A 22,378-nucleotide genomic window follows, 5' to 3' on the forward strand; every position below is an offset into this window, starting at 1 on the left:
TTCAGCCTCCTCTCTGCACGTCGGACCAGCCCAGGTGAAGCAGGGCCCGGTCAGTTCTCCACCCTAGCTGATGCCAGGGACGGGGGTCGGACCGGTGTCAGGACGAGCGGGTCAGCCGGGAGGGCGCTCCCGCCGCCTGGCCGCCCTCGTCCCCCAGGGTCAGGGTGTCGGCGCCGGTCTTCGTCAGGGTGTAGACGTTGCCCCGCACACACAGCACTCCTGCCGAGGGATCCGTGGGCGTGCTCGTGGCCGCTTCGAAGACCATCGTCGTCGTATGTGTCTCCGCCAGACGCAGCGTCTCGGTGCATCCGATGTCCCGGCCGCTGCCGGCGTCGGTGATGTGGCTGACCTGTCTGCCCGCGATGTCCCCTGGGCGTGCGGTGTGCAGCGTCAGGGGCACCGACACCTGGGTCGTGGGGGAGTTGACCACACCGTCGCCGGAACTGCTGCCGGGACCGGCGCCCTTCCAGGTGCCGGTCCAGGAGGCGGGCAGGGCGTCCGTCGCGGTGTGCCGGGACGGAGACGGAGAGGTGTCACGTGTGCCGTCCGTGTCGTCAAAGGTGCCGGAGCCGTCCGGCCACATGAGTGCGGCGACGGCGACCACGACCGCGACGACGCCCGCGACCGCGACCACCGCGCCGCGCCGCGCCCGGCGCGGGCCGGGCGCCGGGCCGGTGGCGGGTTGCGAAGCCGGTGGCGGGTGCGAAGCCGGTGGCGGGTGCGAAGCCGGTGGCGGGTGCGGGGCCGGTGGCGGGTGCGGGGCCGGTGGCGGGTGCGGGGCGCGCATCGGTCGGGGCCGGTGGCCCTGGGTGGGAGGCGTACGCCGTCGAGGGCCCGTACGCGAGGGGCGTCCCGTACGGAGCCGGCGCTTCGGCCTCGCCGAACCCGGTCGGGGGCCCGAAACCGGTCGGGGGCCCGAAACCGGTCGCAGGTCCGAACCCGTTCGTCGGCCCGAAACCGGCCGTCGGGGCCGGGTGCTCCGGCACGGGGGCGGGAACCGGCCCTTCCAACAGGCGCCGCAGCTCGGCCTCCCGTGCGACGATCTCCGCGGCGAGACCGGCCGGCAGTGCCGTGGTCCAGCTGTCCCGCCCCGCACCCAGCCGCTCCAGCAGCGTCTTGGCGGTGGGACGTTCCTCCGGCGTCTTGTGCAGGCAAGCGGCCAGCAGCGGCACGAGCGACGGCGGCACACCGTCCAGCACCGGCTCCTCGTACACGATCCGGTACAGCAGCTGTGCCGCCGACGGGTCCTCACCCGGCCGTAGGAAGGGCCCAAGACCGGTGGCCGCGTACACCAGGACCGCCCCCAGCGCGAAGATGTCGCCGGGCCCGGCCGAGATTCCTCCGGCCGCCTGTTCCGGGGCCATGAATCCGGGCGAGCCGATGACTCCGCCGGTCCGGGTGTGCCGGGTGTCGTCGGCGGCCCGGGCGATGCCGAAATCGATGAGGAGCGGGTGACGGTGGGCGAGCAGCACGTTGGACGGCTTCACGTCGCGATGGGCCAGACCCGCCCGGTGCACCGCCCGCAGTCCCTCGGCGAGTTCCGCCGCCAGGGCCCGGACGACGGGCTCGGGCAGGGGACCGTGCCGCTCCACCCATTCGGTAAGGGAAGGCGCGGCTATGTATTCGGTGGCCAGCCACTGGGGCCGCCGGCCCGTGGGGCTGTAGTCGACGACCGCCGCCGTCCACGGCGAACGCACCTGGTCGCTGCTTGCTATCTCGCGGGCGAACCGCTCCTCGAAGGCCGGGTCCACGCCGAACTCGGCCCGCACGGTCTTCAGCGCGAGCGGCCGTCCGGATGCCGTACGGGAAAGGAACACCTGCCCCATGCCGCCGGCTCCGAGCCTCGCCAGCAGCGGGTAGCCGCCGATGGCCGGCGGATCCTCAGGGTCCAGACTCTCCATGGACTTCTCCGGGAGGTACTCGTGGGGGGACGGCAGGGCGGACCACTGCGGCCAAGCACACCTGACACACCGCAAGTTCGCCTCAGCTTACCCCACCATATGACCCATTCATATCAGCTCATATCCCGAGGGGGGTGTGTGCACGACCGGCGGGCCGAAGCACGCCGCACACAAGGCGCACCAGGACCGGGAGTACGGAGTGGACCGGGAGGGCGGCACCGCGCACGGAGGTCTTCGCGCGGGGCCGCCGCCTCGCCGTCCCTCGTGGCCTCCGGTTTCGCGTAGGACCCCGCGTCTCCTCCATCCTGGAGCAATGAGACAACGCCACGGACGGGAAACCACCCATGCCGCACTGCGGGAACGCCCGATGAGCACGCCGACCTTGGTGGTCGTGAGCGGCAGTCCCGGAACGGGGAAGACCACGCTCGCCCGCGAGCTGGCACGCACCCTCGGATGCCCCGCGATCATCCGTGACGAGATCAAGCAAGGCATGGTCCTGTCCACGCCCGGCTACCGCGGCGGCGGCGACGATCCCCTCAACCGCCCCACTCTCGAAGCCTTCTTCGGCGTGCTGAAGGTGCTCCTGGAGGCCGGGGTCACGCTCGTCGCCGAAGCGGCCTTCCAGGACCGGCTGTGGCGGCCGAACCTGGAACCGCTCACCGCCCTCGCAGACCTCCGCGTCGTCCTGTGCACCACCGCGGCGCCCGTCGCCCACGACCGCATCGTCCAGCGCGTCAGGACCGATCCGCACCGGGCCGCCCACGCCGATCACGAACTGCTCGAAGCGATCGCCACCGGAGCACGCTCCCCCGATTCCTTCGTGCCGATCTCCCTGGACGTGCCCACGCTGACCGTGGACACCTCGGACGGCTATCGGCCGGGTTTGCCGGGCATCACCGACTTCGTCCGGGCGTCCGCTCGCGACGGATCATCCCCCGAGCCGACGGTGGGCGGCTAGCTAGCCGCCGGGACCTGGCGGACCGTGCCCCGACGGCGCCCCCCGCGCCGCTCCCCTCCTCGGGTCCGCCATGGTCACGGACGGTTGAAATGGAGACACATTGCGTCGCGACCACCCAGGCAGTCGCTCGATTCCGTCGTCAGTACAGTTGATTCGAGCGCTCTGATCCGCCATTGTGCTTGAAACAACTACAAGGCTCGCTGAATGTGCAGGAGGGAGGTGCTTCATGAACGACATCGACCGGGCCGTCCCGCGGGAGCCGCGGGTCGGCGATCGATCGACACCGCCCGGCCTGCCCACACCACCGCTTCACCCACCGTCCGAGGGATCCCGCATGCTGCACGACGAGAACCACACCATCGACTTCTTCAGCCAAGGCGCTCTCCCCGCACCCCAGGTGACTGCGGCTCAGGCGGCGCACATGGGCGCCCAGCAGCTCGGCGTCGACGTGCGTGCGCAGACGCTGGGCAGCCAGCAGGACGCCAACTTCCTGCTGCGCGCCGACGACGGTACGGCCCTGGCGATCTTGAAGGTCGCCAATCCCGCCTTCAGCGCTACGGAGATCGACGCCCAGGACACCGCCGCCGATCTGATCGCCGCGGCCCACCCGGAACTGCGCATCGCCACCGTCCTGCGCCGCCCCGACGGCTCCCCGCGGCGCACCACGGTGGACACCGCGAGCGGTCCGGCCATCGCGCGGCTGATGCGATACCTGCCCGGCGGTCCGCTCTCGGGGCCCCGGCATCTGTCGCCGAGCGCGGTGGCGGCCATGGGCGCGATCGGCGGGAAGATCAGCACCGCCCTGCGCGACTTCCGTCATCCGGGCCTCAAGCGCGTCCTCCAGTGGGACCTGCGGCACGCCGACCGCGTCGTCGCACAGCTCGCACAGCACATCGGCGAGCCCGACCGGCGCGCCGCCGTCCAGGCCGCGACCGCCGACGCCTGGGCGCAGGTCCACAAGCTCGCCGACGTGCTGCCGTCGCAGGCCGTGCACCTCGACCTGACCGACGACAATCTGATCCGTTCTCCCGACGGTCATCTGCCCGTGCCCGACGGAGTCATCGACTTCGGTGACCTGACCACGAGCTGGGCGGTCGGCGAACTCGCCGTGACCCTCTCCTCGATGCTCCACCACGACGGTGTCGAACCCCATCACGTGCTGCCCGCCGTACGGGCCTTCCACGCCGCCCGTCCGCTCGCCCCGGCGGAGGCGGAGGCGTTGTGGCCGCTGGTGGTCCTGCGCGCCGCAGGGCTGGTCGCCAGCGGGCGCCACCAGGCCGCCGTCGATGAGGACAACCACTACGCCAAGGCCGCGCTCGACCGCGAGTGGCGCATGTTCGAGCAGGCCACCCACCTGCCGCTTCCGGTGATGGTCCACCTCGTCAAGGACGCGATCGGCCTGGCCGACGTGCCTGCCCGCACCGAGCCACCGGCACACTTCCTGCTGCGCGGCCTCGCCGCCGACACCGTCGCCCTCCTCGACCTGTCCACGCCCGCCGATTCCATGGACCACGGAGCCTGGCTCGAAACCGGCACCGCGGACCGGCTGTCGGCCGCCGCGCTCGCGGACGGAGCAGCCGCGGCCGTCACCCGGTACGCGCGGCCGCGGCTTGCCGAGACCCCGGCGCTGGCGGCCATGTCCGCCGCCACGGTGCCGACCGGCATCGACCTGTGGCTCGGGCGGCCCGCCGTGGCGCAGGCCCCCGGCACGGGGACGGTCCTCGCGGCGGCACCGGGCCGTGTGCAGATCGGCTACGGCCCGCAGGTGCTGACGTTGTCCTTCCCCGGCACGGTTCACCCGGTGGTCTCCACCGGCTCGACGGTCCAGGCGGGCGGGGATCTCGTCCGCCTCCCCTCCGGGACCTCACTGCACCTGGCGCTGCGCGACGCCGACGGCCCTTCCGTCCCTGCCCTGGTGCGCCCCGAGTACGCCGCCGGCTGGCTCGCGCTCACCGCGGACCCCGCACCGCTCATCGGTCTGTCGGCCACCGACCGTGCCGAGGACGGGGACCTGCTCGACCGACGTGACGCCGTGTTCGCGACCGTGCAGGAGCACTACTACGCCGAGCCTCCCCGCATCGAGCGTGGCTGGCGCCACCATCTGCTCTCCACCGACGGCCGCTCCTACCTGGACATCGTCAACAACGTCACCCCGCTGGGCCACGCCCATCCCCGCGTCGAGCAGGCGGTCTCCCGGCAGCTGCGACGGCTCAACACCAACTCGCGATTCCACTACGCCTCGGTGGTGGAGTTCACCGAACGCCTCGCCGCCCTGCTGCCCGACCCGCTGGACACGGTGTTCCTGGTCAACTCCGGTTCCGAGGCGGTGGATCTGGGCCTGCGGCTGGCCACCGGTGCCTCCGGACAGCACGACGTCGTCGCTCTGCGCGAGGCCTACCACGGCTGGACCTACGCCTCCGACGCGGTCTCCACCTCACTCCAGGACAACCCCAACGCCCTGGCCACCCGCCCCGGTTGGGTGCACACGGTGGACTCGCCCAACTCCTACCGCGGCCGGCACCGCGGGATCGACGCGGTGCGCTACGGGCCCGAGGCCGTCGCCGTGATCGACGAGCTGGCCGCGTCCGGCCGGCCGGCAGGCGCCTTCCTCAGCGAGACCTTCTACGGCAATGCCGGCGGGATCGCCCTGCCCGACGGCTACCTCGCCGAGGTGTACGCGGCGGTCCGCCGGCACGGTGGCCTGGCCGTCGCCGATGAGGTCCAGGTGGGCTACGGCCGGCTGGGCCACTGGTTCTGGGGCTTCGAGCAGCAGCAGGTCGTCCCGGACATCGTCTGCGTGGCCAAGGCCATGGGCAACGGCCACCCCCTGGGCGCCGTCATCACGTCCGCGTCGATCGCCGACCGCTACCGCGACCAGGGCTACTTCTTCTCCTCCACCGGTGGCAGCCCCGTCTCCAGCGTCGTGGGCCTCACCGTCCTGGACACCCTGCGCGACGAAGACCTCCAAGGCAACGCGGTGCGCGTCGGCGGCCGTCTGAAGGGCCGGCTCGAGGCACTGGCCGACCGCTACGGCATCATCGGCGCCGTCCACGGCTCGGGTCTCTACCTGGGCCTCGAACTCGTCCGCGACCGCGTCACCCTGGAACCCGCCACGGAAGAGACCGCCGAACTCTGTGACCGCATGCTCGACCTCGGCGTGGTCGTACAGCCGACCGGGGACCACCTCAACATCCTGAAGATCAAACCGCCGTTGTGCATCGACGACACCGCGGTCGACTTCTTCGCCGACATGCTGGACCGCGCCCTTGCCCAACTCGGCCACGCCGGCCCTGCCGTCGCCTGATGTCACAGGCCGGGGACCTGGAAGCCGTTCAGGTACCAGAAGGCGGCGGCGTACCAGATCAGGGCGATCGCGGTGACGAGGACGCCGCCGGCCAGCGGAAGCGCCCAGCCGGGCCAGCCGCGGTGGCGGACCACGATGACCTTGGCGACGAAGGCCCCGTAGAGGAAACAGCCGGTGAGCGAGTGCACTGCCACGCGGGTGCTGGTCAGCCGGACGCCGTAGGCGGTGATGCAGTGCCAGGCGATCGGGAGGGAGAGGAGGAAGGCGGTCAGGCCGATGACGCGGTGCGTGGTGTGCACCCGGTGTGACGCGGTGCGCACCGCGGGCAGAACGCCGTACATCCAAAGGGCGAGCAGCAGCTGAATCAGCGCCAGGCACAGGAGCGCCGAGCCGAGTCGGGCTTTGAGTCCTCGGGCACCGTAGCCGCGCTGCCCGAAGAGACTGCTGTGGTAGTCGGGGATGTGTGTCCGGCCGAACCAGTACAGGCCGGCCGTCACCGCGACCGGCAGGAGCATCCACAGGACGCCATGGAGCCGTCGGCGGTGGGCAGGGTGAGCGGCGCCGTCCACGTGATCAGCCGTTCCCGCTCTCAGGTGTGCCGCCCTGGAGTCGGACGGCACACCGGGGGGTGCGGGGCGATCGGGGCGGTCGCGAGGCGAGGGTTTCCAACGGGCGCTCCAGTCGTCGCGGACGGACTTCGCCACTACGTACGAAGCGCCCCCGCGGGTTCCAGTCGGCGCGCCTGCGCTTACACGGACGGGGAGAGCGGTTGGGCCGGACGGCTCAGGGTGGTGGTCAGGGCGTGAGGGTGAGGACAGCCGCGGTCGGTCCCGGTTCGGCGAGGCCGAACGTGGCGGTCCGGGAGCGGCCCGATCGGCACGGTTGCCCCGGCCGGCCGCGGCCTGAGCCGAACCGTCCGGCGGCCCCAGCGGCCTCCGGAGCCTAGTGATACATATCGGCTACGCAATAACTTCTTGATGCTGTCATAAATGATCCATAGCGCATGGCTTCCCTATAGGTGATGGTTATTTCACCAGCGAAACAGGGAGGGCATCAGGTGCGTCCAGCGTCCACGAAGGCCGTCATCACTTCGGCGAAGAAACTCGACACCGCCCTGCGCGCCGGCGCGAAGATCGTTGTCCTTGAGGTCGGCCGAGAGACAGCAGACGACTTCGGGGCACGCCACTCCTATCTGACGGGGCACATACCCGGCGCCCGCTTCGTGCCGTTCGAGAAGGACCTCGTCGGGGAGCGGACCGGGACCTCCGGCACCGGTCCGCTCCCCGACCCGGGCCCCTTGCAGGAACGGTTGCGCACATGGGGTGTGGACGACGACAGCACGGTCGTCGTCCACGCACGGCGCAACCCGGCGGTCGCCACCCGTGCCTGGTGGGTCCTTCGCTGGGCCGGCGTGGCGGACGTGCGGTATCTGAACGGCGGCCTGACCGCCTGGGAAGAGATCGGCGGACCGCTCGACGTCCGTGTTCCGCCGCCGGCCGCCGGGACGGCCGTCGTACGGCCGGGTTCGCTCGCCGTCCTGACCGCCGAGGACGTCGGACGGCTTGCCGCGTCGGGGCATCTCATCGACGCGCGCGCCCCCGAGGCGTATGCCGGCGACCCGCAGCACACGGGGACCGGTCATGTCCCGGGCGCGCACAGCATCCCCGGCTCGGACAACTTCACCGACGGCGAGCTGCGCGATACCGCGACGTTGCGGGCCCTGTACGCGGCGCACCTGGACGGCCGTGAGATCGGCGCGTACTGCGGCGGCGGGGTGTCGGCGACGACGACCGTGCTGGCGCTCGCGCACCTGGGCATCGAGGCGGCCCTGTACCCCGGTTCGTGGTCCGCCTGGATCACCGATCCCGCGCGGCCGGCCACGACCGGGGCCCAGCCGGGTGTCCACCCGCCGTCGGCGGGATGATCGCCGGTGCCGGGGACACCCGTCCCCGGCGCCTCAGCCGCGGTCCACCACGCCGGGGCCGCCCGACAGGTCGCCGGTGAACAGGCCGCGCAGCTCGCTCTCCTCCTCGGCCGAGGGGACCCACCGGGAGGCCAGGACGTTCTCGTCGAGCTGCCCCGGCACGGTCACCCCCGCGATCACGCTCGTGACCGTCGGCTGGGCGAGCAGCCAGCCGAGTGCCGCCGCGGCGGGAGTGATGTCGCGGTCACGCGCGAACCGTTCGAACCTCGCCAGCGCCTCCCAGGGCGCCGAACGCAGCAGATAGCGCTTCAGGTTGGTGATCTTGGCGTCGGCCGGCGCGTGTGTTGCGGAGTACTTGCCGGTGAGCAGCCCGTTCTGGAGGGGGAAGTACGGGATGAAGCCCAGGCCGTGATGGCGCAGGGCCGGGATCAGCTCTTCCTCCGGCCCGCGCCACAGGAGGCTGTACTCGTCGGTCGTCGACACGAACCGGGTGAGCCCGTGCGCCCTGGCGACGTGTTCGGCCTCCACGATCTGCCACGCCTTGAAGTTGGACGCGCCGACGTACCGTACCTTCCCCGACCTCACCAGGGTGTCGAGTGCCGACAGGGTCTCCTCGACCGGGGTGAGGGGGTCGGGGAAGTGGATCTGGTAGAGGTCGATGTAGTCGGTGCGCAGCCGCCGTAGTGACTCCTCGACCGCGGCGAGGACATACTTGCGGGATCCCGGCCGGGCGTAGGCGGCGCCGCGTTCCCGGCTCAGGTTCAGCCCGAACTTGGTGCCGATGACGACCTGTTCACGGCGACCCCGGAGCGCGGCGGCGAACAGTTCCTCGCTCTGTCCTGGCCGGTCACCGTAGCCCTCGGCGAGGTCGAAGTAGGTGACGCCGAGGTCGATCGCGCGGTCGACGATCGCGGTGACCGCCTCCTGGCCGGTCGCTCTCATGCCCGACCGCCCGAAGGTGCTGGCACCGATGCCGATCTCGGACAGGACGAGGCCCGAGGCGCCGAGCCGGCGGTGCCCGTCGGGGAGTTGCACAGCAGGGGGCACGGTTCTTCTCACTCCTCAGTAGACGTCGTCGGTGTCCAGCAGGCCCTGGAGCGTCGAGGCCTCGTACTCGGTCCGGAAGATGCCACGGCGTTGCAGCTCCGGGACGACGAGGTCGACGAACAGGTCGGCCGGTCCGCGGTGGTACGGCGGGAACAGCTGGACGCCGTCGAGCACTTCCTCCTCCAGGTTCTCCTCCAGCCAGTCGGCGATGGTCTTCGCGTCGCCGACGACGGCCGGCTGCTGTTCGTGCCGGGCCCGCTGGACGTAGTGGTACAGCTCGCGCAGGGTCGCGTCCTCGCCGATCTTGGTGGTGAGGATCTGCCGCAGCAGCTCCCGGTCGTTCTCGGTGTCGCGCGCCCGGTCGCTGGTCAACGGCCTGAGCGCGTCGTCGCCGACGGTGTCGATGTCGACGACGTCGAGCACGCGTTCGCTGTCGCGGACCCTCGACAGATCGATGCCGAGGGCCTGGGAGAACGCGGCCGGCAGTGCCTGTGTGAGCTGGAAGGCGTTGATCTCGTTGAACTTGGCCCGGGCCTCCCGGGCGGTGCCGGCGAGATGGAAGGTGATCCCGGGGATGATCTTGAACTTGTCGGGGTCGCGCCCGTTGGCCGCGACGCGCTCCTTGAGCCTGCGGTACTCCTCCTTGCCGCGGCTGATCCCGAAGTACGGTGAGAACCGCAGCTGCGCCAAGTCGGCGCCGTAGCGCAGGGACTCCTCGGAGAGGCCCACCTGGACGATCGGGATATGGCGCTGTACCGGCGGCGGGACGTTCAACGGGCCGCGGACGTCGAAGTGTTCGCCGTGGAAGTCGGTCTGGTGCCAGGACCCGGGCCGCACCAGGGCGCCGCCCGTCTTGTCGTCCAGCAGGAAATCGTCGTCCCAGCTGTCGTACAGCAGCCGGTTGACAACCGTGGTGAACTCCCGGGCGCGCGCGTACTTCGTCTCCTCGGTGGGCACCGGGTTCTTGCCGTAGTTGCCGACCGGGTCGCCGTCGCGGTCGATGCCGAAGACGACGTTCAGCGCCGTGCGTCCCCGGTTGAAGTTGTCCAGGGTCGCGAGCTGCCGGGCGACGGCGTAGGGGTGCTCGAAGGAGGAGTTCACCGACATCACGAACCCGAGGTTCCGGGTGATCGCCGCGGCGTGGCCGGCGTACACGAAGTTGTCCCACCGGTAGATCCGGTTGAGGCGGTCCGGTTCGCTGCCGAGGGCGCTGCCGGCGAAGACGTAGTCCAGTCTGCCGCGCTCGGCGATACGGGCGATGTCCAGGATGACGCCGGGGTCGCGCAGGCCGGAGTTGGTCGCCTCCGGCAGACGCCAGGCGTCCAGGTCCCAGCCGGTGCCGTAGGCCGCGAGACCGAGGCGGAGTGTGCGTCGGCCGCTCATACGGATCGTTCCTCCTGGCCCGTGGTGGCAAAGCTGTTGGGGGGTGTGTCCAGGCCGAAGTGGCCGCGGAAGGTGTCGCTCGTGTACTCGCTCCGGTAGACGCCGCGCTCCTGGAGGATCGGGACCACCTCACCGGTGAAACGCTCCAACTGCTCCCACAGGAAGGGGGTGCTCACATTGAATCCCTCGGCGGCACCTCGGTCGAACCAGTCGATCAGGGTGTCGGCGACGTGTTCGGCCGTGCCGATCACCAGGGGGAAGTTTCCGGCGATCGAGGCGCCCAGCACGTCCCTGACCCGGACGCCGCCGTTGTCCACGGTGCGGCCGGTGCGCTCGGCCAGCGCCCTCAGCAGTCGGCGGCCGTAGGCGTTGAACTGTTCGGCGGAGTCGGGCTTGACGATGCCGTCGATGCCGAACGACCGCAGGTCCACGCCGATCCGCTCGGACAGGGAGCGCACGCTGCGGACGCCCTTGGGCAGCGGGGAGCCGGACCCGTTGATCCGTGCCCACTGCGGACCCGACCAGTACGTCTCGTCCTGGTCGCCCTCCACGATGTCGTCGTCGTAGGGCAGCAGGGCATTCAGTTCCTCGTACAGCTCGACCGCCGCCGCCCGCGTGTCACCGATGAGCGGGGTGATCCCGGGCAGGAAGAAGATCGGGTCAACCCGGCCGCGCAGGCGTGCGGCCCGCTGCCGCACATCGGTGTTGAACGCGATCGACTCCTTGGCCGTGGCGGGGCCGGTGAAGTTGACGTCGGCCCACTTCGCGGTCAGCTCACGGGAGAGTTCGGAGGCACCGGCGTACAGCAGCGGGATGTGGCCCTGGGGCGGACGCTCCAGCGGCAGCGTACCGGCGACCTGGAAGTGCCTGCCCTTCCATTCGAGCCGGTGCACCTTGCTGTCGTCGACGTAGTGCCCGGTCTTCTTGTCCTGGAGGTAGGCGCCCTCCTCGATGCTGTCCCACAGCCGCTGGACGACATGGATGAACTCGTCCGCCCGCTCGTAGCGGGTGGCGCCGCCGAGGTCCGGCAGGCTGAAGTTCCGGGCCGCCAGGTCGGAGGCGCCCAGCACCACGTTCCACGCCAGCCGTCCACCGCTGAGGTGATCGAGGGACGCCGTCAGCCTCGCCAGGATGTACGGCTCGTAGAACGTCGGGTGCGCCGTCACGACGAGCCCGATCTTCGAGGATCCGAGGGCGAGTTGGGAGGCCAGGGTGAAGGGTTCCAGGCGTCCGGTGTTGTGGGTGGTGATCCACTGTTCCGCGGCGATGTCACCGGGCAGGGTGTCCCCGAGGAAGAAGAAGTCGAACTTCGCGTCCTCGACGGTCCGCAGCGCCTTGGCCGCGTACTCCAGCTCGAACGCCTCGGCCGTGGGCGCGTCCGGGTGCCGCCAGCCGCCCCAGTGTGTGCCGTTCAGCCAGTGCATGTACCCCAGGTGGAGCTGTCGCTCGGGCATGGGGGGTCCCGCCTTTCAAGGTTGTCGCGGAGCTATGAGGTCAGGGCCGAACTGGGCGCGAGGGCACCGGGGATCGACGCGAGCAACTGCTTGACGTAGTCGGTCCGCGGATCGGTGAGGATGCCAAGGGCAGGGCCGCGCTCGACGATGTGTCCGTGGTGCAGGACGACGATCTCGTCGGACACCTCGGCGATCACGCCCAGGTCGTGCGAGATGAAGAGGTAGGTCAGCGCCAGTTCGCGTTGCAGGGAGTCGAGCAGGTCGAGGATCTGGCGTTGCACGGTCACATCGAGCGCGGAGACCGGCTCGTCCAGGATGACGACGCCCGGCCGCGGTGCCAGCGCGCGGGCGATGGCCACCCGCTGCCGCTGGCCGCCCGAGAGTTCGGCCGTGTACCGGTCGGCGACCGAGGCGGGCAGACCGGTCACCTCCAGCAGCTCGGTGATCCTGTGGGCACGTTCCTGGGCCGTGCCGTACCTGTGGCCCTTGAGTGGTTCGTCGAGGATGGCGCGGACCGTGGATCTCGGGTTCAGGGAGGCGAAGGGGTCCTGGTAGACCATCTGCACCGCGCGGTAGAGGCCAGCCTGCCCGGCGCCCCGCCGGTGGTGGACGACGGGGTGGCCGTCGATCTCGACCGTCCCCGTGTCCGCCGGGGTCAGGCCGGCGAGTATGCGCACCAGGGTGGTCTTGCCCGAACCCGATTCACCGACGATGCCCAGCGTGGTCCCCTTGCGCACCCGGAACGTGGCGTCGGACACCGCGGTGACCGGCTCGGCGCCGCGGCGGGATGTGAAGGTCCTGCCGACACCCTTGGCCTCGACCACCACCGGGGAGGTGGCGGGCACGGTGCGGACGTACTCCAGGCGGGCGGTCGCGGCCCGCCGGCCGGAGAAGCCGAGCGAGGAGGACCGCAGCAGATTCTCCGTGTACGGGTCACCCGGGTCGGCGACGACCTCGCCGGTCCGTCCGCTGCGTACGATCCGCCCGTCCTTCACCACGGCGATGTCGTCGGCCCGCTCGGCGGCGACGCCCAGGTCATGGGTGATCAGCAGGATTCCGAGTTCCTCGCTCTCCACCAGGCTGGACAGCAGGTCGAGGATGGTCTTCTGCACCGTGACGTCGAGTGCGGTCGTCGGCTCGTCGGCGATCAGCAGCCGGGGCCGGGTGCTCATCGCGGCGGCGATGAGCACCCGTTGGCACATTCCCCCGGACAACTCGTGCGGGTAGCGCGCGTACAGGCGCTCGGGATCGCGCAGCCCGACCTTCGCGAACAGGTCGATGACCCGTTCGCGGCGCTCCGCGCGGGATGCCAGGCCGTGGGCGCGCAGCGGTTCCGCGGCCTGGACGCCGACGGGCAGCAGGGGGTTCAGGCCGAGCAGCGCGTCCTGGGGTATGTAGCCGATCTCCTTGCCCCGCACGGCCCGGTACTGCCGTTCGGACAGCCCGGTGAGCGTACGGCTGCCGAGGACCACCTCGCCCGCGGTGATGCGCCCGTTGTCGGCGAGGGTCCCCGTGACGACCCGGCCGAGGGTGGACTTGCCCGATCCGGACTCGCCGACGACGGCCCGGATCGAGCCCGCCGAGACGTCCAGGCTCACACCGTCGAGCACGGGGGTCGCGGCGCGTCCGGGCAGCGCGAACTCGACGCTCACGTCGCGCACCCGCAGCAACGGCGCGTTCTCGGGGTCAGGCGACGACACGGGTCCTCCCTCGGTTGAACGATCTGCCGATGCGGTAGACCGCGAGCACGGTCGTCACGATCACCAGGCCGGGCAGCAGGCTCAGCCACCACTGGACTCCGATGAACGTGCGCCCCTCGGCCACCAGAAGGCCCCATTCGGGCGTCGGCGGGGGCGCGCCGAGACCCAGGAAGCTCAGCGCGGCGACGGTCAGGATCGCCGTGCCGATGTCCATCGTCGCCGCGGCCAGCACCGAGCGGGACGCGTTCGGCACGACATGTCTGAACAGCCGGTGGACATAGCCGTGCCCGGCGAAGACCGACGCCTCGACGTACGGGGCGTTGCTCACCCTCAGCACCTCGGACCGCATCAGACGGGCGAATCCCGCCGTGCTGTTGATGCCGATGGCGACGGCGATGTTGAGCGTCCCGCGTCCCAGGGCGGAGATGATGGCGAGTGAGACGATCAGGCTCGGCACCGCCAGCATGATGTCGATGATCCGCATCAGGACGCTGTCGATCCGGCCGCGCAGCGCGCCTGCCACAAGACCGATCGTGGAACCGCTCACCAGACCGATGGCCACGGCGATCAGCGCCGCCTGGAGCGACAGCCGGGTGCCCCACACGGTGCGGGTGAACTGGTCGCGGCCGAAGTCGTCCGTGCCGAACAGATGGCCCGAGCCGGGTGAGAGCAGCATCTGTGAGGCGTCCTGCCGCAGCGGGTCGCCGGGCACGAACAGACCGGGGTGGACCGCGGCCACGAGAATGACGAGGACCCACAGGTATGCCGCGAGCAGTCCGGGCGAGCGGAGCAGTCCGGCCGCCCGCCGTCCGAGCGCCCGGGAGCGTCCGGACGACGGCATGGACGCCTTCACTTCGAGGGCCGTCATGTCATCCCTCCCATCGGATCCGCTTGTCGAGCAGCGGGTAGAGCGCGTCCACGACGAGGTTCACCACGACGAAGATCACCGCGCTGATCGTGACCGCGATCAGGACGACGGGCATGTCACGGCCGTTCACCGCGTCGACCACGAGACGGCCCACGCCGAGCCGGGAGAACACCGTCTCCGTCAGCACCGTCCCGCCGACCATGACGCCGACGGTGGTGCCCAGCGAGGTGAGGACCGGCAGTGCGGCGTTCTTCAGGGCGTGCCGGACGACGATGTCGAACCGGCTGAGCCCCCAGTTGCGGGCGGTCTCGATATACGGCGAGGTCAGCGCGGCGCGGAGGTTGGCCGTCAGCAGTTGGGAGATGCTGCCGCCGCCGGCCACCGCGAGGGCCACCGAGGCGACGAGCAGCCCGCCGAACCCCTGGTCGCTGACCGCCTTGATCCAGTGCAGTTGGAAGGCGAACACCTGGAGCAGCACCAGCCCGACCAGGAAGGGCGGGAGTGACACCGCTATCGGTGGCAGCGAGATGAGCAGTTCGCGCGCCCACCTCCAGTCCGTCAGCTCGATGACCACCGACAGCGTCACCCCCAGCACTACGGCCAGAAGCAGTCCGAGGAAAGCCAGCTGGAGTGTCTGGGGGAAGGACTCGAAGTACACGTCCACCGCCGGCCGGCGCTGGTAGATGCTCTGGCCGAAGTCCCCGTGCAGGGCTCCGGTCAGAGCGTCCCGGTACTGCACGTACACCGGGCGGTCCAGGCCCAGCAACTGGCGCTGTTCGGCGAGGAGTTGCTTGACGTCGCCGCCGTCGGCGCCGACCGTGAGACCGCCCGCCGCGTCGCCGGGCACCACGTACAGCAGGAAGAAGGCTCCGGTGAAGGCGCCCCACACCACGATGACGCCGTAAAGGAGCCGAAGACCGTATCGTGCCATGGGTCTACTTCTTCGCCAGCCAGGCGTTGATCAGGTACTGGTCGAGACCGACGGGCTCGATGTCGTGCAGTCGGGGCGAGTAGGCCCAGATGTCGACGTCGTTGGACACGGGGATCTCGTAGGCCTGCTCGACGAGGATGCGGGACGCCTGGTCGACCAGCTTCTGGCGCTTTTCCTTGTCGATCGTCTGGTTCTGCTGCTGCAGGAGCCGGTCGAGTTCCTTGCCGGTCCTGTCGTCGTCGGCGATGAAGCTGCGGTTGGAGCCGGTCGTCTTTCCGTAGTTGGCACGCAGGACGTCCGGGTCGGGCGAGGACGCGTACCAGTAGGCGATGTCGTACTCGCCGCTGAGCAGCTTCTCGTTCGCCTCGGCGGCCAGCGGCGGGTCGAGAACGAGTTCGACGCCGAGTTTCTTCCACTGGTCCTGGAGCACCTGCCAGCCCGCGTCGTCCTCCGGTGCGCGCAGCGACAGCCGCTCGCCCTTGGCGTTGACCCGGATGCCGTCGGAGCCTGTCCTGGTCCAGCCGGCCTGTTCCAGCAGGGACTTGGCCCGCTCGGGGTCGTACTTCAGCAGCGCGCTCTGATCCGAGTAGTAGGGGTTGTCCTTGCTCAGCGGGCCGGTCGCCGGCTGGTCGACGCCGCCGGAGTCGATCTTCACGAACTCGTCCCGGTCGGTCCCCGTCTGCAGTGCCTGCCTGACGCGCACGTCCTTGAGGAACTTGGCCGAGGTGTTCACCGGCAGCTCGGTCCCGGTGGCGGGATTGAGCGTCTTGGAGATGGTCAGCCCGGCGCTCTGGAGCTGCGGGAGGTACTTCGCGTTCACCCAGTAGACGAACTGGAGTTCATCGCCTCCGATGACCGCGCCGTTGCGGACCGAGTCCTCCGGGATGATCTTGTAGACGACCTTGTCGAGATAGGCCGCGCCCTCGTGCCGGAAGTACTGGGGTGCCCAGTGGTAGTCGGCGCGCTTCTTCAGCACGATGCGCTGGTTCGGGACGTACTCCTCCAGGTAGAACGGGCCGGAGCCGTCCAGCCACTTCTGCCGCTTGTCCACCGGGAGTTTGGCCGTCTTCTCCGAGACGATCCCGACGTACGCACGCGACAGGGAGGTCAGGAAGGCGGCGTTGGGCTGCGCGAACCTGACCGTGATCTTGTGCTCCGAGGGCGTCTCGATCGTGCTGATGCCCTGCACGATGGTCTTGGCGCTGGAGTGGATGCCCGGCCGGTTCAGGCTCTCCAGGTTGGCCTTGACGACCTTGGAGGTGAGCCGGGTGCCGTCGTGGAAGGTGACGTCGTCGCGCAGCTTGAACGAGTAGACCCGCGCGTCGTCGCTCATCGTCCAACTCGTGGCGAGCCAGGGCTCGACCTGCTTGGTCTTGGGGTTGTAGAAGACCAGCGAGTCGGCCAGGGCCCGGGCCACCGTGCGCCAGACCTGGTTGACGACCCCGGCGTCGACACCACCGGGGTCCGCGCTGAGCCCGATGTTGAGGGTGCCTCCGTAGCGGTCCTTCTTGGCGACCTCGGCTTTGGCCGCGCTCTGCTCGCCGTTGCCCGAGCAGGCAGCGGTGGCGAGAAGCGACAGCGCGGCGACCACTGCGGCGAGCCAGCGCCACCGGCGTGAACTGGACACGACTTGTTGTTCCTCTCGATCGGCTCGGGGTGAGCGGTCAGCCACCGGACCGCCGTGGGCAGCCAGGCAGCGCTACGCAGTCATGCGGCTACGTCGAACGACGCGATATCCGCGATACATAAAACTTCTGACATCGACCGCTACGCCTTACACGAGGTGTGACTCGCTCGACTCTGCGTCGTCGACGGCCCGGCCCGGCATTGTCCCTGGTCAATCCGCTGTTCGGCGCAGTCCGGACGGCGGATCGAAGAGACGATGGGACCGGGTCTGGGTACGAGCGCCTCGTAGCCGATATGTTGACACGGGTGTCCTTGAAGTATCGTGACAAGAATGTTGCAGTCTCCTGAACGGGGAAACCGGCATGGTGTTTGACCGGAAGTACAGCGACGAGGTCCGCCAGCGCGCGGTCGAGCGGGTGCTCGAGCGGCGCCGCGACGAGCCCGAGAACCGCTCGATCGTCCGCGAGGTCGCCGAGGAGTTCGAGGTCGGCCCCCAGTCGCTGCGCAAGTGGCTCACACGCTACGACGACGGCAGTTACGACTACGACTCCCCCGACGGCCACGGCGACGGCTGGGAGGCCGGCACTCCCCCGCCGGCCGCCCGCCAGCAGCGCCGACCGAGTCAGCGTGAACTCCAGGCGCGCATCGAGGAACTGGAGCGGCGGATCACCGTGCTGCAGGAGGACAACCGCTCACTCACCCGCGTCGTGTCACTGCTGGCCGACCAGCTGCGGGCGGCGACCACGAGCGGTGTCCAGACTCCGGACTCCACGATCGGTCACCCGCCGCGCGTCTAGACTCCTACGATGAGCGACAAGACAACCGTGACCAGCAATCTGCACGGGCGGACCACCGATGTCCGCGGCCGCTACGTCATCGGCGGCCCGGGGTTCGAGATCCTGTCGGACGGCTCCGTACGCAGCGGTGGCCCGGGCGAGGAGGCGAGTTCGCTCGACCTGCTCGTCGCCTCGCTCGTCTCCTGCGCGCTGAACGCGTTCCGGTACGACTTCGTCGAGAACGGTCAGCCGGAGCGCCAGGTCGAGATCTTCGCCCGCATCGAGCGCAAGGTCGAGGGGGACTACCTGGGCACGCTCATCATGGAGTGCTTCATCGACGGCGCGGACAATGTGACCGCCGACGAACTCGTCGCCGAGTACAAGAAGCGGTGTCGCATCTACAACGCCCTCAAGGACAGCCTTCCGGTGGTGTTCGTCCCGCACACCTCCGGCGCGCTGCGATGACGCCGGCTCGGGCGGCCCATCTCATCGACGCCCAAAGCGCCTGCGAACAACGCGGCCGGCTCGTGTTCGTGGAGGTCGCGCCGTGGCGGGTGATGGCCCAGGGACCGGACCCGATCGCGGGCAGCATCCCCGGCGCGGTCCGGACCTCGGTCAGGTCAGACTTCGCCGGCATCCCGACGGCGACCAGCGGCCATCTCCCGCTGCCTCAGCGCGCCGACGTGCGTGCCGCCCTGCTGGCCCGCGGGGTCGCGCCGACCGACGACATCGTGGTCCACACCCGCCGGATCGAGGAGTGGTCGTCCGCCACCCGCGCCTGGTTCACGCTCACCTGGGCCGGGTTTCCTTCGGTACGTGTCCTGAACGGCGGGCTGCCGGCCTGGGTCCGTGCGGGCGGCCCGACCACCCTGCACCACGAGACACCGGCCCCCGCCCCGGTGAGCGACGGGTTCGCGCCGCAGCCGCCGCCCGGCCCCGGCCGACGCGTCCTCAACGCCGCGGAGGTCCTGGAGATTTCGCACTACGGCACACTGCTCGACTCCCGGCCCGCCGGCTCGTACAACGGCGCGCGGGACAACCCGAGGAGCGGTCATGTCCCGCATGCGGTGCACGCGCACTCGGCCGAACTGATCGCTCCCGACGGGCTGCTGCGACCGCCCGCACAACTGCGCAAGTGGTTCCTGTCCCGTCGGGCGATCGGCAGCCACGAAGTCGGCGCGTACTGCGGCGGCGGAGTGTCCAGCTCTCTGCTGGTGTTCGTCGGGGCCCTGCTCGGGCAGCGGGTGGGCCTGTTCGTCGATTCCTGGTCGGCCTGGGAGCGCGATGCGTCACTGCCCGTGGAGCAGGGCGCGACCGCCAGCCGTTCCACCGCCGCCGACACCGACTGCGGGTGAACGGCACCGTGCGGAGTGCCGAATTCGGGGACATGTCGAACGACAGGTGAGATGTGCCGGAGAGTGCGCTTTGCTTTCCTGGTCACAGCGGTGCCCTGGTCATGTCGAGTTACTCAGGGGACTCCGTGACACACCTGTGATGATCAGCCAGACCCCGAGGTCATGTCAACACCCGTTTTTCTACGGGTGAGTTGCGGAGCTTGGTGGCGCGGCCGGCCTCAACTCTCTCTCTTTGTGGCCACGCCCGCGATCAGCGGCCGAACGATCGGGGGCATTGCATGCCACGACGCCTCCACCGCGTGTTCGAGCTCCAGCCCGCACGCCCGGATCAGTTCACCGGTGGCTCGATTGCAGTGGCAGCCCTCCGCGCACCGACGCCAGGGCCCGGCGAGGCGGTCTTGCCAAGAGGCGAGTCGCGGTGACCGAGAACGGACGTGCTCAAGGAACAGCAGCCGGCCACCGGGGCGCAGCACACGCCCGACTTCCCGCAACGCCTGCTCGGGGGCGTCGACCGTGCACAGCACGAGCGTTGAGACCACCGTGTCCACGGTTGCGTCGGTGAACGGCAGCCGTTCAGCCGACGCGTCGAGCACACGCGCCCGGCGGCGACCGTGACGCAACCGCCGCGCCAGCCGGCCGCGCATCGCGGCACCGGGTTCGGTGAGGATCAGCTCGTCGAGGTCGCCGGGGTAGTAGCGCAGATTCAGGCCGGTGCCGCTGCCCAGCTCCACGGTCCGCCCCCGGGCACGGCCGACCACATCCTGGCGAAGGGCGGCCAGGCCGGCCCTCTCGCCCACCCACAGCAGCGGGTCGTACACCAGCGCGAACACCCGCGCCCATGCGTTCGAGCCCTGCGCCACTGCCTGCCGCACGGTGCCACTGCCCACGTTTCGACCGTACGTCGGCCCCGCTCGTCCCGCACACCCGCCCTGTCGGGCAGGACCCCGGAGAAACGGCCGACCGCGCTGGAAAGGGGGCTCAGCCATGAACACTCCCGAAGCACTCGCAGCTCACCCGCATGCCGATGCCGGTCCGGGTGGGTCCGGTGATGCGGTGTCGCCCAGGGCGCCCGCTGGACTGGTGGCCGCCGTGCTCCCCGTGGGCGGCGCGGTGGGTGGGCGGCGCGTCGGCGGGCGAATCGGCCGCCACCACGCGCACCCCGTGTACGACGCCTGTGACGGTACCTCGGGCGTGAGCCGGCGCCCCGGGCATCGCGGTGACCCGGTGCCGGGCGAGGGCGCGCGGGCGGACGACAGCACACGCCGCGCCTCGCCCGCCCCCCGGGTGCCGTCCAATGGATTCGGCCCGTACGGCATTCTGGGGGGTGGGCTATGTCGTGAGGGGAGCTGTGGTGGACGAGCACGCGCAGGTTTCGCGTGAGGTGGAGGCATCCGGGGTGTCTCCCCAGTTGCGGCTGGACGCGCTGCTGGACGACCTGCAGCAGCAGGTGGCGCAGGTCCGGGGGGCCCGGGACCGGGTCCACACGCTGCTGGACGCCGTCTTGGCGGTCGGCTCCGACCTGGACCTGGAGGTGGTGCTGCAGCGGATCGTGAAGTCGGCGACCACTCTGGTCGACGCCCAGTACGGGGCGCTGGGCGTGCTGGGCGAGGAAGGCACGATCAAGCAGTTCATCACGGTCGGCATCGATGACGAGGCGATCGCCCGCATCGGGCCCTACCCGCGCGGCGAGGGCATCCTGGGGCTGCTCATCCGGCGCCCGGAGCCGCTGCGCCTGGCGAACCTGGCGGAGCATCCGGCGTCCGCCGGCTTCCCGGCCGGCCATCCTGCGATGACCAGCTTCCTCGGCGCCCCCGTCCGGGTGCGCGAGCAGGTGTTCGGCAACCTGTATCTGACGAACAAGAAGAGCGGCGCCGAGTTCGACAGCGACGACGAGGCGGTGCTGCGCACCCTGGCCGCGGCGGCCGGTGTGGCCATCGACAACGCCCGGCTGTACGACGACGCGCGCCGCCGGCAGCGGTGGCTGGCGGCCAGCAACGAACTGACCCGCAGCCTGCTGTCCGGCGCGGAGCCCGCCGCGGTGCTGGCGTCTTTCACCGGCACCGTGCGGGAGATCGCCTGCGCGGACCTGGTCACCTTGGCGGTGCCCGTCGGGGATCGGGGCGAGCTGGTCATCGAGGCCGCCTCGGGAGCGGGGGCCGAGGAGGTCCGCGGCCTTGTGCTGCCCGCCACAGCGCTGGCCGCGAAGGTCTACACGTCCGGGGAGACGATCACCAGCGAGGCGGTGAGCGCCGATCCGCGTGCCGAGGGCGGCAGCGCCTCGGTGGTGGAGCTGGGGCCGGCCTTCTTCGTACCGCTCGGCACCCGGGAGCATGTCCGCGGGGTGCTCCAGGTCGCGCATCTGCCGGGCGGCGCCCTGTTCACCGACGCCGTGATCGACATGGTCACCGGGTTCGGCAACCAGGCCGCGTTGGCGCTGGACGTCGCCGAGCACCGGCGCGACAGCGAACGCATGGTCGTGCTCAACGACCGTGACCGGATCGCCCGCGACCTGCACGACCTCGTCATCCAGCGGATGTTCGCCGGCGCGCTGACGCTGCAGTCCACGCTGGGCCGGCTCTCCGACCGGCCCGAGGTGAGCGAGCGGATCCAGCGGGTCGTGGACGACCTGGACGACACCATCAAGATCATTCGGGGCACCATCTACGCCCTGCGCCAGCACGATCGGGACCGTCGTGGAAGCGGGCTGCGCGCCCAGTTGGTGGCGGCCACCGAACGGGCCACCGAGTCGCTCGGCTTCGCTCCCGCGCTGCGCATGACCGGGCTGCTGGACACGGCCGTGTCCGCCGAGCAGGCCGAGCAACTGCTGGCCGTGCTCGGCGAGGCCCTGTCCAACGCCGCCCGGCACGCGGCCGCCACCGCCGTCGATATCGGTGTCGAGGTCACCGACGCCACCGTGAAGCTGCGCGTGGCCGACAACGGCCGCGGGATCGATCCCGCGGTCACCCGCCGCAGCGGCCTGGCGAACCTTCGCGGGCGCGCGGAGGAGCAGGGCGGCGCGTTCACCGTGTCCGCGAACCGACCGAGCGGCACCGTCGTCGAGTGGGTGGTCCCGCTCTCCCCCACCGCCTGACGCTGCCGCCCGTGACCGGCCTCGTTCCCGTCCGCCGGTTCCTACGCCGTGCTGCCTGTT

18 protein-coding genes are annotated in these 22,378 nt (G+C 70.5%); 7 read left to right on the forward strand and 11 right to left on the reverse strand.

Going from position 1 to position 22,378, the window contains the following annotated elements; translation table 11 throughout:
* Nucleotides 1-97: 97 nt before the first annotated feature.
* Nucleotides 98-604 carry a hypothetical protein gene (locus ABT245_RS01745; RefSeq protein WP_351727605.1) on the reverse strand — a complete coding sequence of 169 codons (507 nt, stop codon included), beginning with the start codon at nucleotides 602-604 and terminating at the stop codon, nucleotides 98-100.
* Nucleotides 555-1,901 carry a protein kinase domain-containing protein gene (locus ABT245_RS01750; RefSeq protein WP_351727606.1) on the reverse strand — a complete coding sequence of 449 codons (1,347 nt, stop codon included), beginning with the start codon at nucleotides 1,899-1,901 and terminating at the stop codon, nucleotides 555-557. The genes ABT245_RS01745 and ABT245_RS01750 overlap by 50 nt, the downstream gene beginning before the upstream one ends.
* 313 nt (nucleotides 1,902-2,214) lie before the next feature.
* Between ABT245_RS01750 and ABT245_RS01755 the strand changes: the two genes are divergently transcribed.
* Both ABT245_RS01755 and ABT245_RS01760 read left to right on the forward strand, forming a co-directional pair.
* Nucleotides 2,215-2,859 carry a P-loop nucleotide/nucleoside kinase family protein gene (locus ABT245_RS01755; RefSeq protein WP_502982049.1) on the forward strand — a complete coding sequence of 215 codons (645 nt, stop codon included), beginning with the start codon at nucleotides 2,215-2,217 and terminating at the stop codon, nucleotides 2,857-2,859.
* A gap of 226 nt (nucleotides 2,860-3,085) precedes the next feature.
* Nucleotides 3,086-6,163 carry an aminotransferase gene (locus ABT245_RS01760; RefSeq protein WP_351727609.1) on the forward strand — a complete coding sequence of 1,026 codons (3,078 nt, stop codon included), beginning with the start codon at nucleotides 3,086-3,088 and terminating at the stop codon, nucleotides 6,161-6,163.
* Between the two features lie 2 nt (nucleotides 6,164-6,165).
* Here the strand turns inward: ABT245_RS01760 and ABT245_RS01765 are convergent, their stop codons facing one another.
* The gene (locus ABT245_RS01765) at nucleotides 6,166-6,678 is read right to left on the reverse strand and encodes a DUF6529 family protein (protein WP_351727610.1); all 513 of its coding nucleotides are present in this window, start codon (nucleotides 6,676-6,678) and stop codon (nucleotides 6,166-6,168) included.
* Nucleotides 6,679-7,220: 542 nt separating this feature from the next.
* On the opposite strand from ABT245_RS01765, the gene ABT245_RS01770 reads away from it, so the two are divergent.
* Nucleotides 7,221-8,087 (forward strand): sulfurtransferase, encoded by an 867-nt coding sequence (locus ABT245_RS01770; protein WP_351727611.1) that lies wholly within the window; start codon nucleotides 7,221-7,223, stop codon nucleotides 8,085-8,087.
* Between the two features lie 33 nt (nucleotides 8,088-8,120).
* On the opposite strand, the gene ABT245_RS01775 is transcribed toward ABT245_RS01770, so the two are convergent.
* Genes ABT245_RS01775 through ABT245_RS01805 form a run of 7 tightly spaced genes read right to left on the reverse strand, consistent with a single transcriptional unit; the run spans nucleotide 8,121 to nucleotide 17,097 of the window.
* A complete protein-coding gene (locus tag ABT245_RS01775) occupies nucleotides 8,121-9,134 on the reverse strand; it encodes an aldo/keto reductase (protein ID WP_351727612.1) in 1,014 nt (337 codons plus the stop codon).
* 15 nt (nucleotides 9,135-9,149) lie between these two features.
* Nucleotides 9,150-10,517, reverse strand: coding sequence for an NtaA/DmoA family FMN-dependent monooxygenase (locus ABT245_RS01780; RefSeq protein WP_351727614.1), 1,368 nt, complete (start codon nucleotides 10,515-10,517; stop codon nucleotides 9,150-9,152).
* Entirely contained in the window at nucleotides 10,514-11,971 is a 1,458-nt protein-coding gene (locus ABT245_RS01785; RefSeq protein WP_351727615.1) for an NtaA/DmoA family FMN-dependent monooxygenase, read from the reverse strand. The genes ABT245_RS01780 and ABT245_RS01785 overlap by 4 nt, the downstream gene beginning before the upstream one ends.
* A gap of 32 nt (nucleotides 11,972-12,003) precedes the next feature.
* On the reverse strand, nucleotides 12,004-13,671 hold the full coding sequence (locus ABT245_RS01790; RefSeq protein WP_351727617.1) for a dipeptide ABC transporter ATP-binding protein: 1,668 nt from the start codon (nucleotides 13,669-13,671) through the stop codon (nucleotides 12,004-12,006).
* On the reverse strand, nucleotides 13,658-14,539 hold the full coding sequence (locus ABT245_RS01795; protein WP_351727619.1) for an ABC transporter permease: 882 nt from the start codon (nucleotides 14,537-14,539) through the stop codon (nucleotides 13,658-13,660). Before ABT245_RS01795 ends, ABT245_RS01790 begins: the two co-directional genes overlap by 14 nt.
* Before the next feature lies 1 nt (nucleotide 14,540).
* On the reverse strand, nucleotides 14,541-15,470 hold the full coding sequence (locus tag ABT245_RS01800; protein WP_351727620.1) for an ABC transporter permease: 930 nt from the start codon (nucleotides 15,468-15,470) through the stop codon (nucleotides 14,541-14,543).
* Between the two features lie 4 nt (nucleotides 15,471-15,474).
* Nucleotides 15,475-17,097, reverse strand: coding sequence for an ABC transporter substrate-binding protein (locus ABT245_RS01805; protein ID WP_351727622.1), 1,623 nt, complete (start codon nucleotides 17,095-17,097; stop codon nucleotides 15,475-15,477).
* A gap of 361 nt (nucleotides 17,098-17,458) precedes the next feature.
* Here ABT245_RS01805 and ABT245_RS01810 point away from each other — a divergent pair, with 361 nt between their 5' ends.
* From ABT245_RS01810 to ABT245_RS01820, 3 genes are read left to right on the forward strand one after another with little or no spacing between them, the layout of a single operon-like run.
* Entirely contained in the window at nucleotides 17,459-17,893 is a 435-nt protein-coding gene (locus ABT245_RS01810) for a transposase (RefSeq protein WP_351727623.1), read from the forward strand.
* A 9-nt stretch (nucleotides 17,894-17,902) separates the two neighbouring features.
* A complete protein-coding gene (locus ABT245_RS01815; protein ID WP_351727624.1) occupies nucleotides 17,903-18,337 on the forward strand; it encodes an OsmC family protein in 435 nt (144 codons plus the stop codon).
* Nucleotides 18,334-19,227: a sulfurtransferase gene (locus ABT245_RS01820; RefSeq protein ID WP_351727625.1), complete on the forward strand. Its 894-nt coding sequence runs from the start codon at nucleotides 18,334-18,336 to the stop codon at nucleotides 19,225-19,227. Before ABT245_RS01815 ends, ABT245_RS01820 begins: the two co-directional genes overlap by 4 nt.
* 218 nt (nucleotides 19,228-19,445) lie before the next feature.
* Here the strand turns inward: ABT245_RS01820 and ABT245_RS01825 are convergent, their stop codons facing one another.
* Nucleotides 19,446-20,114, reverse strand: coding sequence for a class I SAM-dependent methyltransferase (locus ABT245_RS01825; protein WP_351727626.1), 669 nt, complete (start codon nucleotides 20,112-20,114; stop codon nucleotides 19,446-19,448).
* A gap of 464 nt (nucleotides 20,115-20,578) precedes the next feature.
* Between ABT245_RS01825 and ABT245_RS01830 the strand changes: the two genes are divergently transcribed.
* A complete protein-coding gene (locus ABT245_RS01830) occupies nucleotides 20,579-22,318 on the forward strand; it encodes a sensor histidine kinase (RefSeq protein WP_351727628.1) in 1,740 nt (579 codons plus the stop codon).
* Nucleotides 22,319-22,378: the final 60 nt, after the last annotated feature.

It is taken from the genome of Streptomyces sp. NPDC001508 (assembly GCF_040298665.1).
Classification (GTDB): Bacteria; Actinomycetota; Actinomycetes; order Streptomycetales; family Streptomycetaceae; genus Streptomyces.

What these genes read in the sequence shown, in the direction of transcription:
- ABT245_RS01780 (WP_351727614.1), bottom strand. Translation starts at nt 10,517, where the DNA reads ATGAGCGGCCGACGCACACTCCGCCTCGGTCTCGCGGCCTACGGCACC.
- ABT245_RS01750 (WP_351727606.1), bottom strand. Translation starts at nt 1,901, where the DNA reads ATGGAGAGTCTGGACCCTGAGGATCCGCCGGCCATCGGCGGCTACCCG.
- ABT245_RS01785 (WP_351727615.1), bottom strand. Translation starts at nt 11,971, where the DNA reads ATGCCCGAGCGACAGCTCCACCTGGGGTACATGCACTGGCTGAACGGC.
- ABT245_RS01760 (WP_351727609.1), top strand. Translation starts at nt 3,086, where the DNA reads ATGAACGACATCGACCGGGCCGTCCCGCGGGAGCCGCGGGTCGGCGAT.
- ABT245_RS01820 (WP_351727625.1), top strand. Translation starts at nt 18,334, where the DNA reads ATGACGCCGGCTCGGGCGGCCCATCTCATCGACGCCCAAAGCGCCTGC.
- ABT245_RS01810 (WP_351727623.1), top strand. Translation starts at nt 17,459, where the DNA reads ATGGTGTTTGACCGGAAGTACAGCGACGAGGTCCGCCAGCGCGCGGTC.
- ABT245_RS01765 (WP_351727610.1), bottom strand. Translation starts at nt 6,678, where the DNA reads ATGCTCCTGCCGGTCGCGGTGACGGCCGGCCTGTACTGGTTCGGCCGG.
- ABT245_RS01815 (WP_351727624.1), top strand. Translation starts at nt 17,903, where the DNA reads ATGAGCGACAAGACAACCGTGACCAGCAATCTGCACGGGCGGACCACC.
- ABT245_RS01800 (WP_351727620.1), bottom strand. Translation starts at nt 15,470, where the DNA reads ATGGCACGATACGGTCTTCGGCTCCTTTACGGCGTCATCGTGGTGTGG.
- ABT245_RS01795 (WP_351727619.1), bottom strand. Translation starts at nt 14,539, where the DNA reads ATGACGGCCCTCGAAGTGAAGGCGTCCATGCCGTCGTCCGGACGCTCC.
- ABT245_RS01755 (WP_502982049.1), top strand. Translation starts at nt 2,215, where the DNA reads ATGAGACAACGCCACGGACGGGAAACCACCCATGCCGCACTGCGGGAA.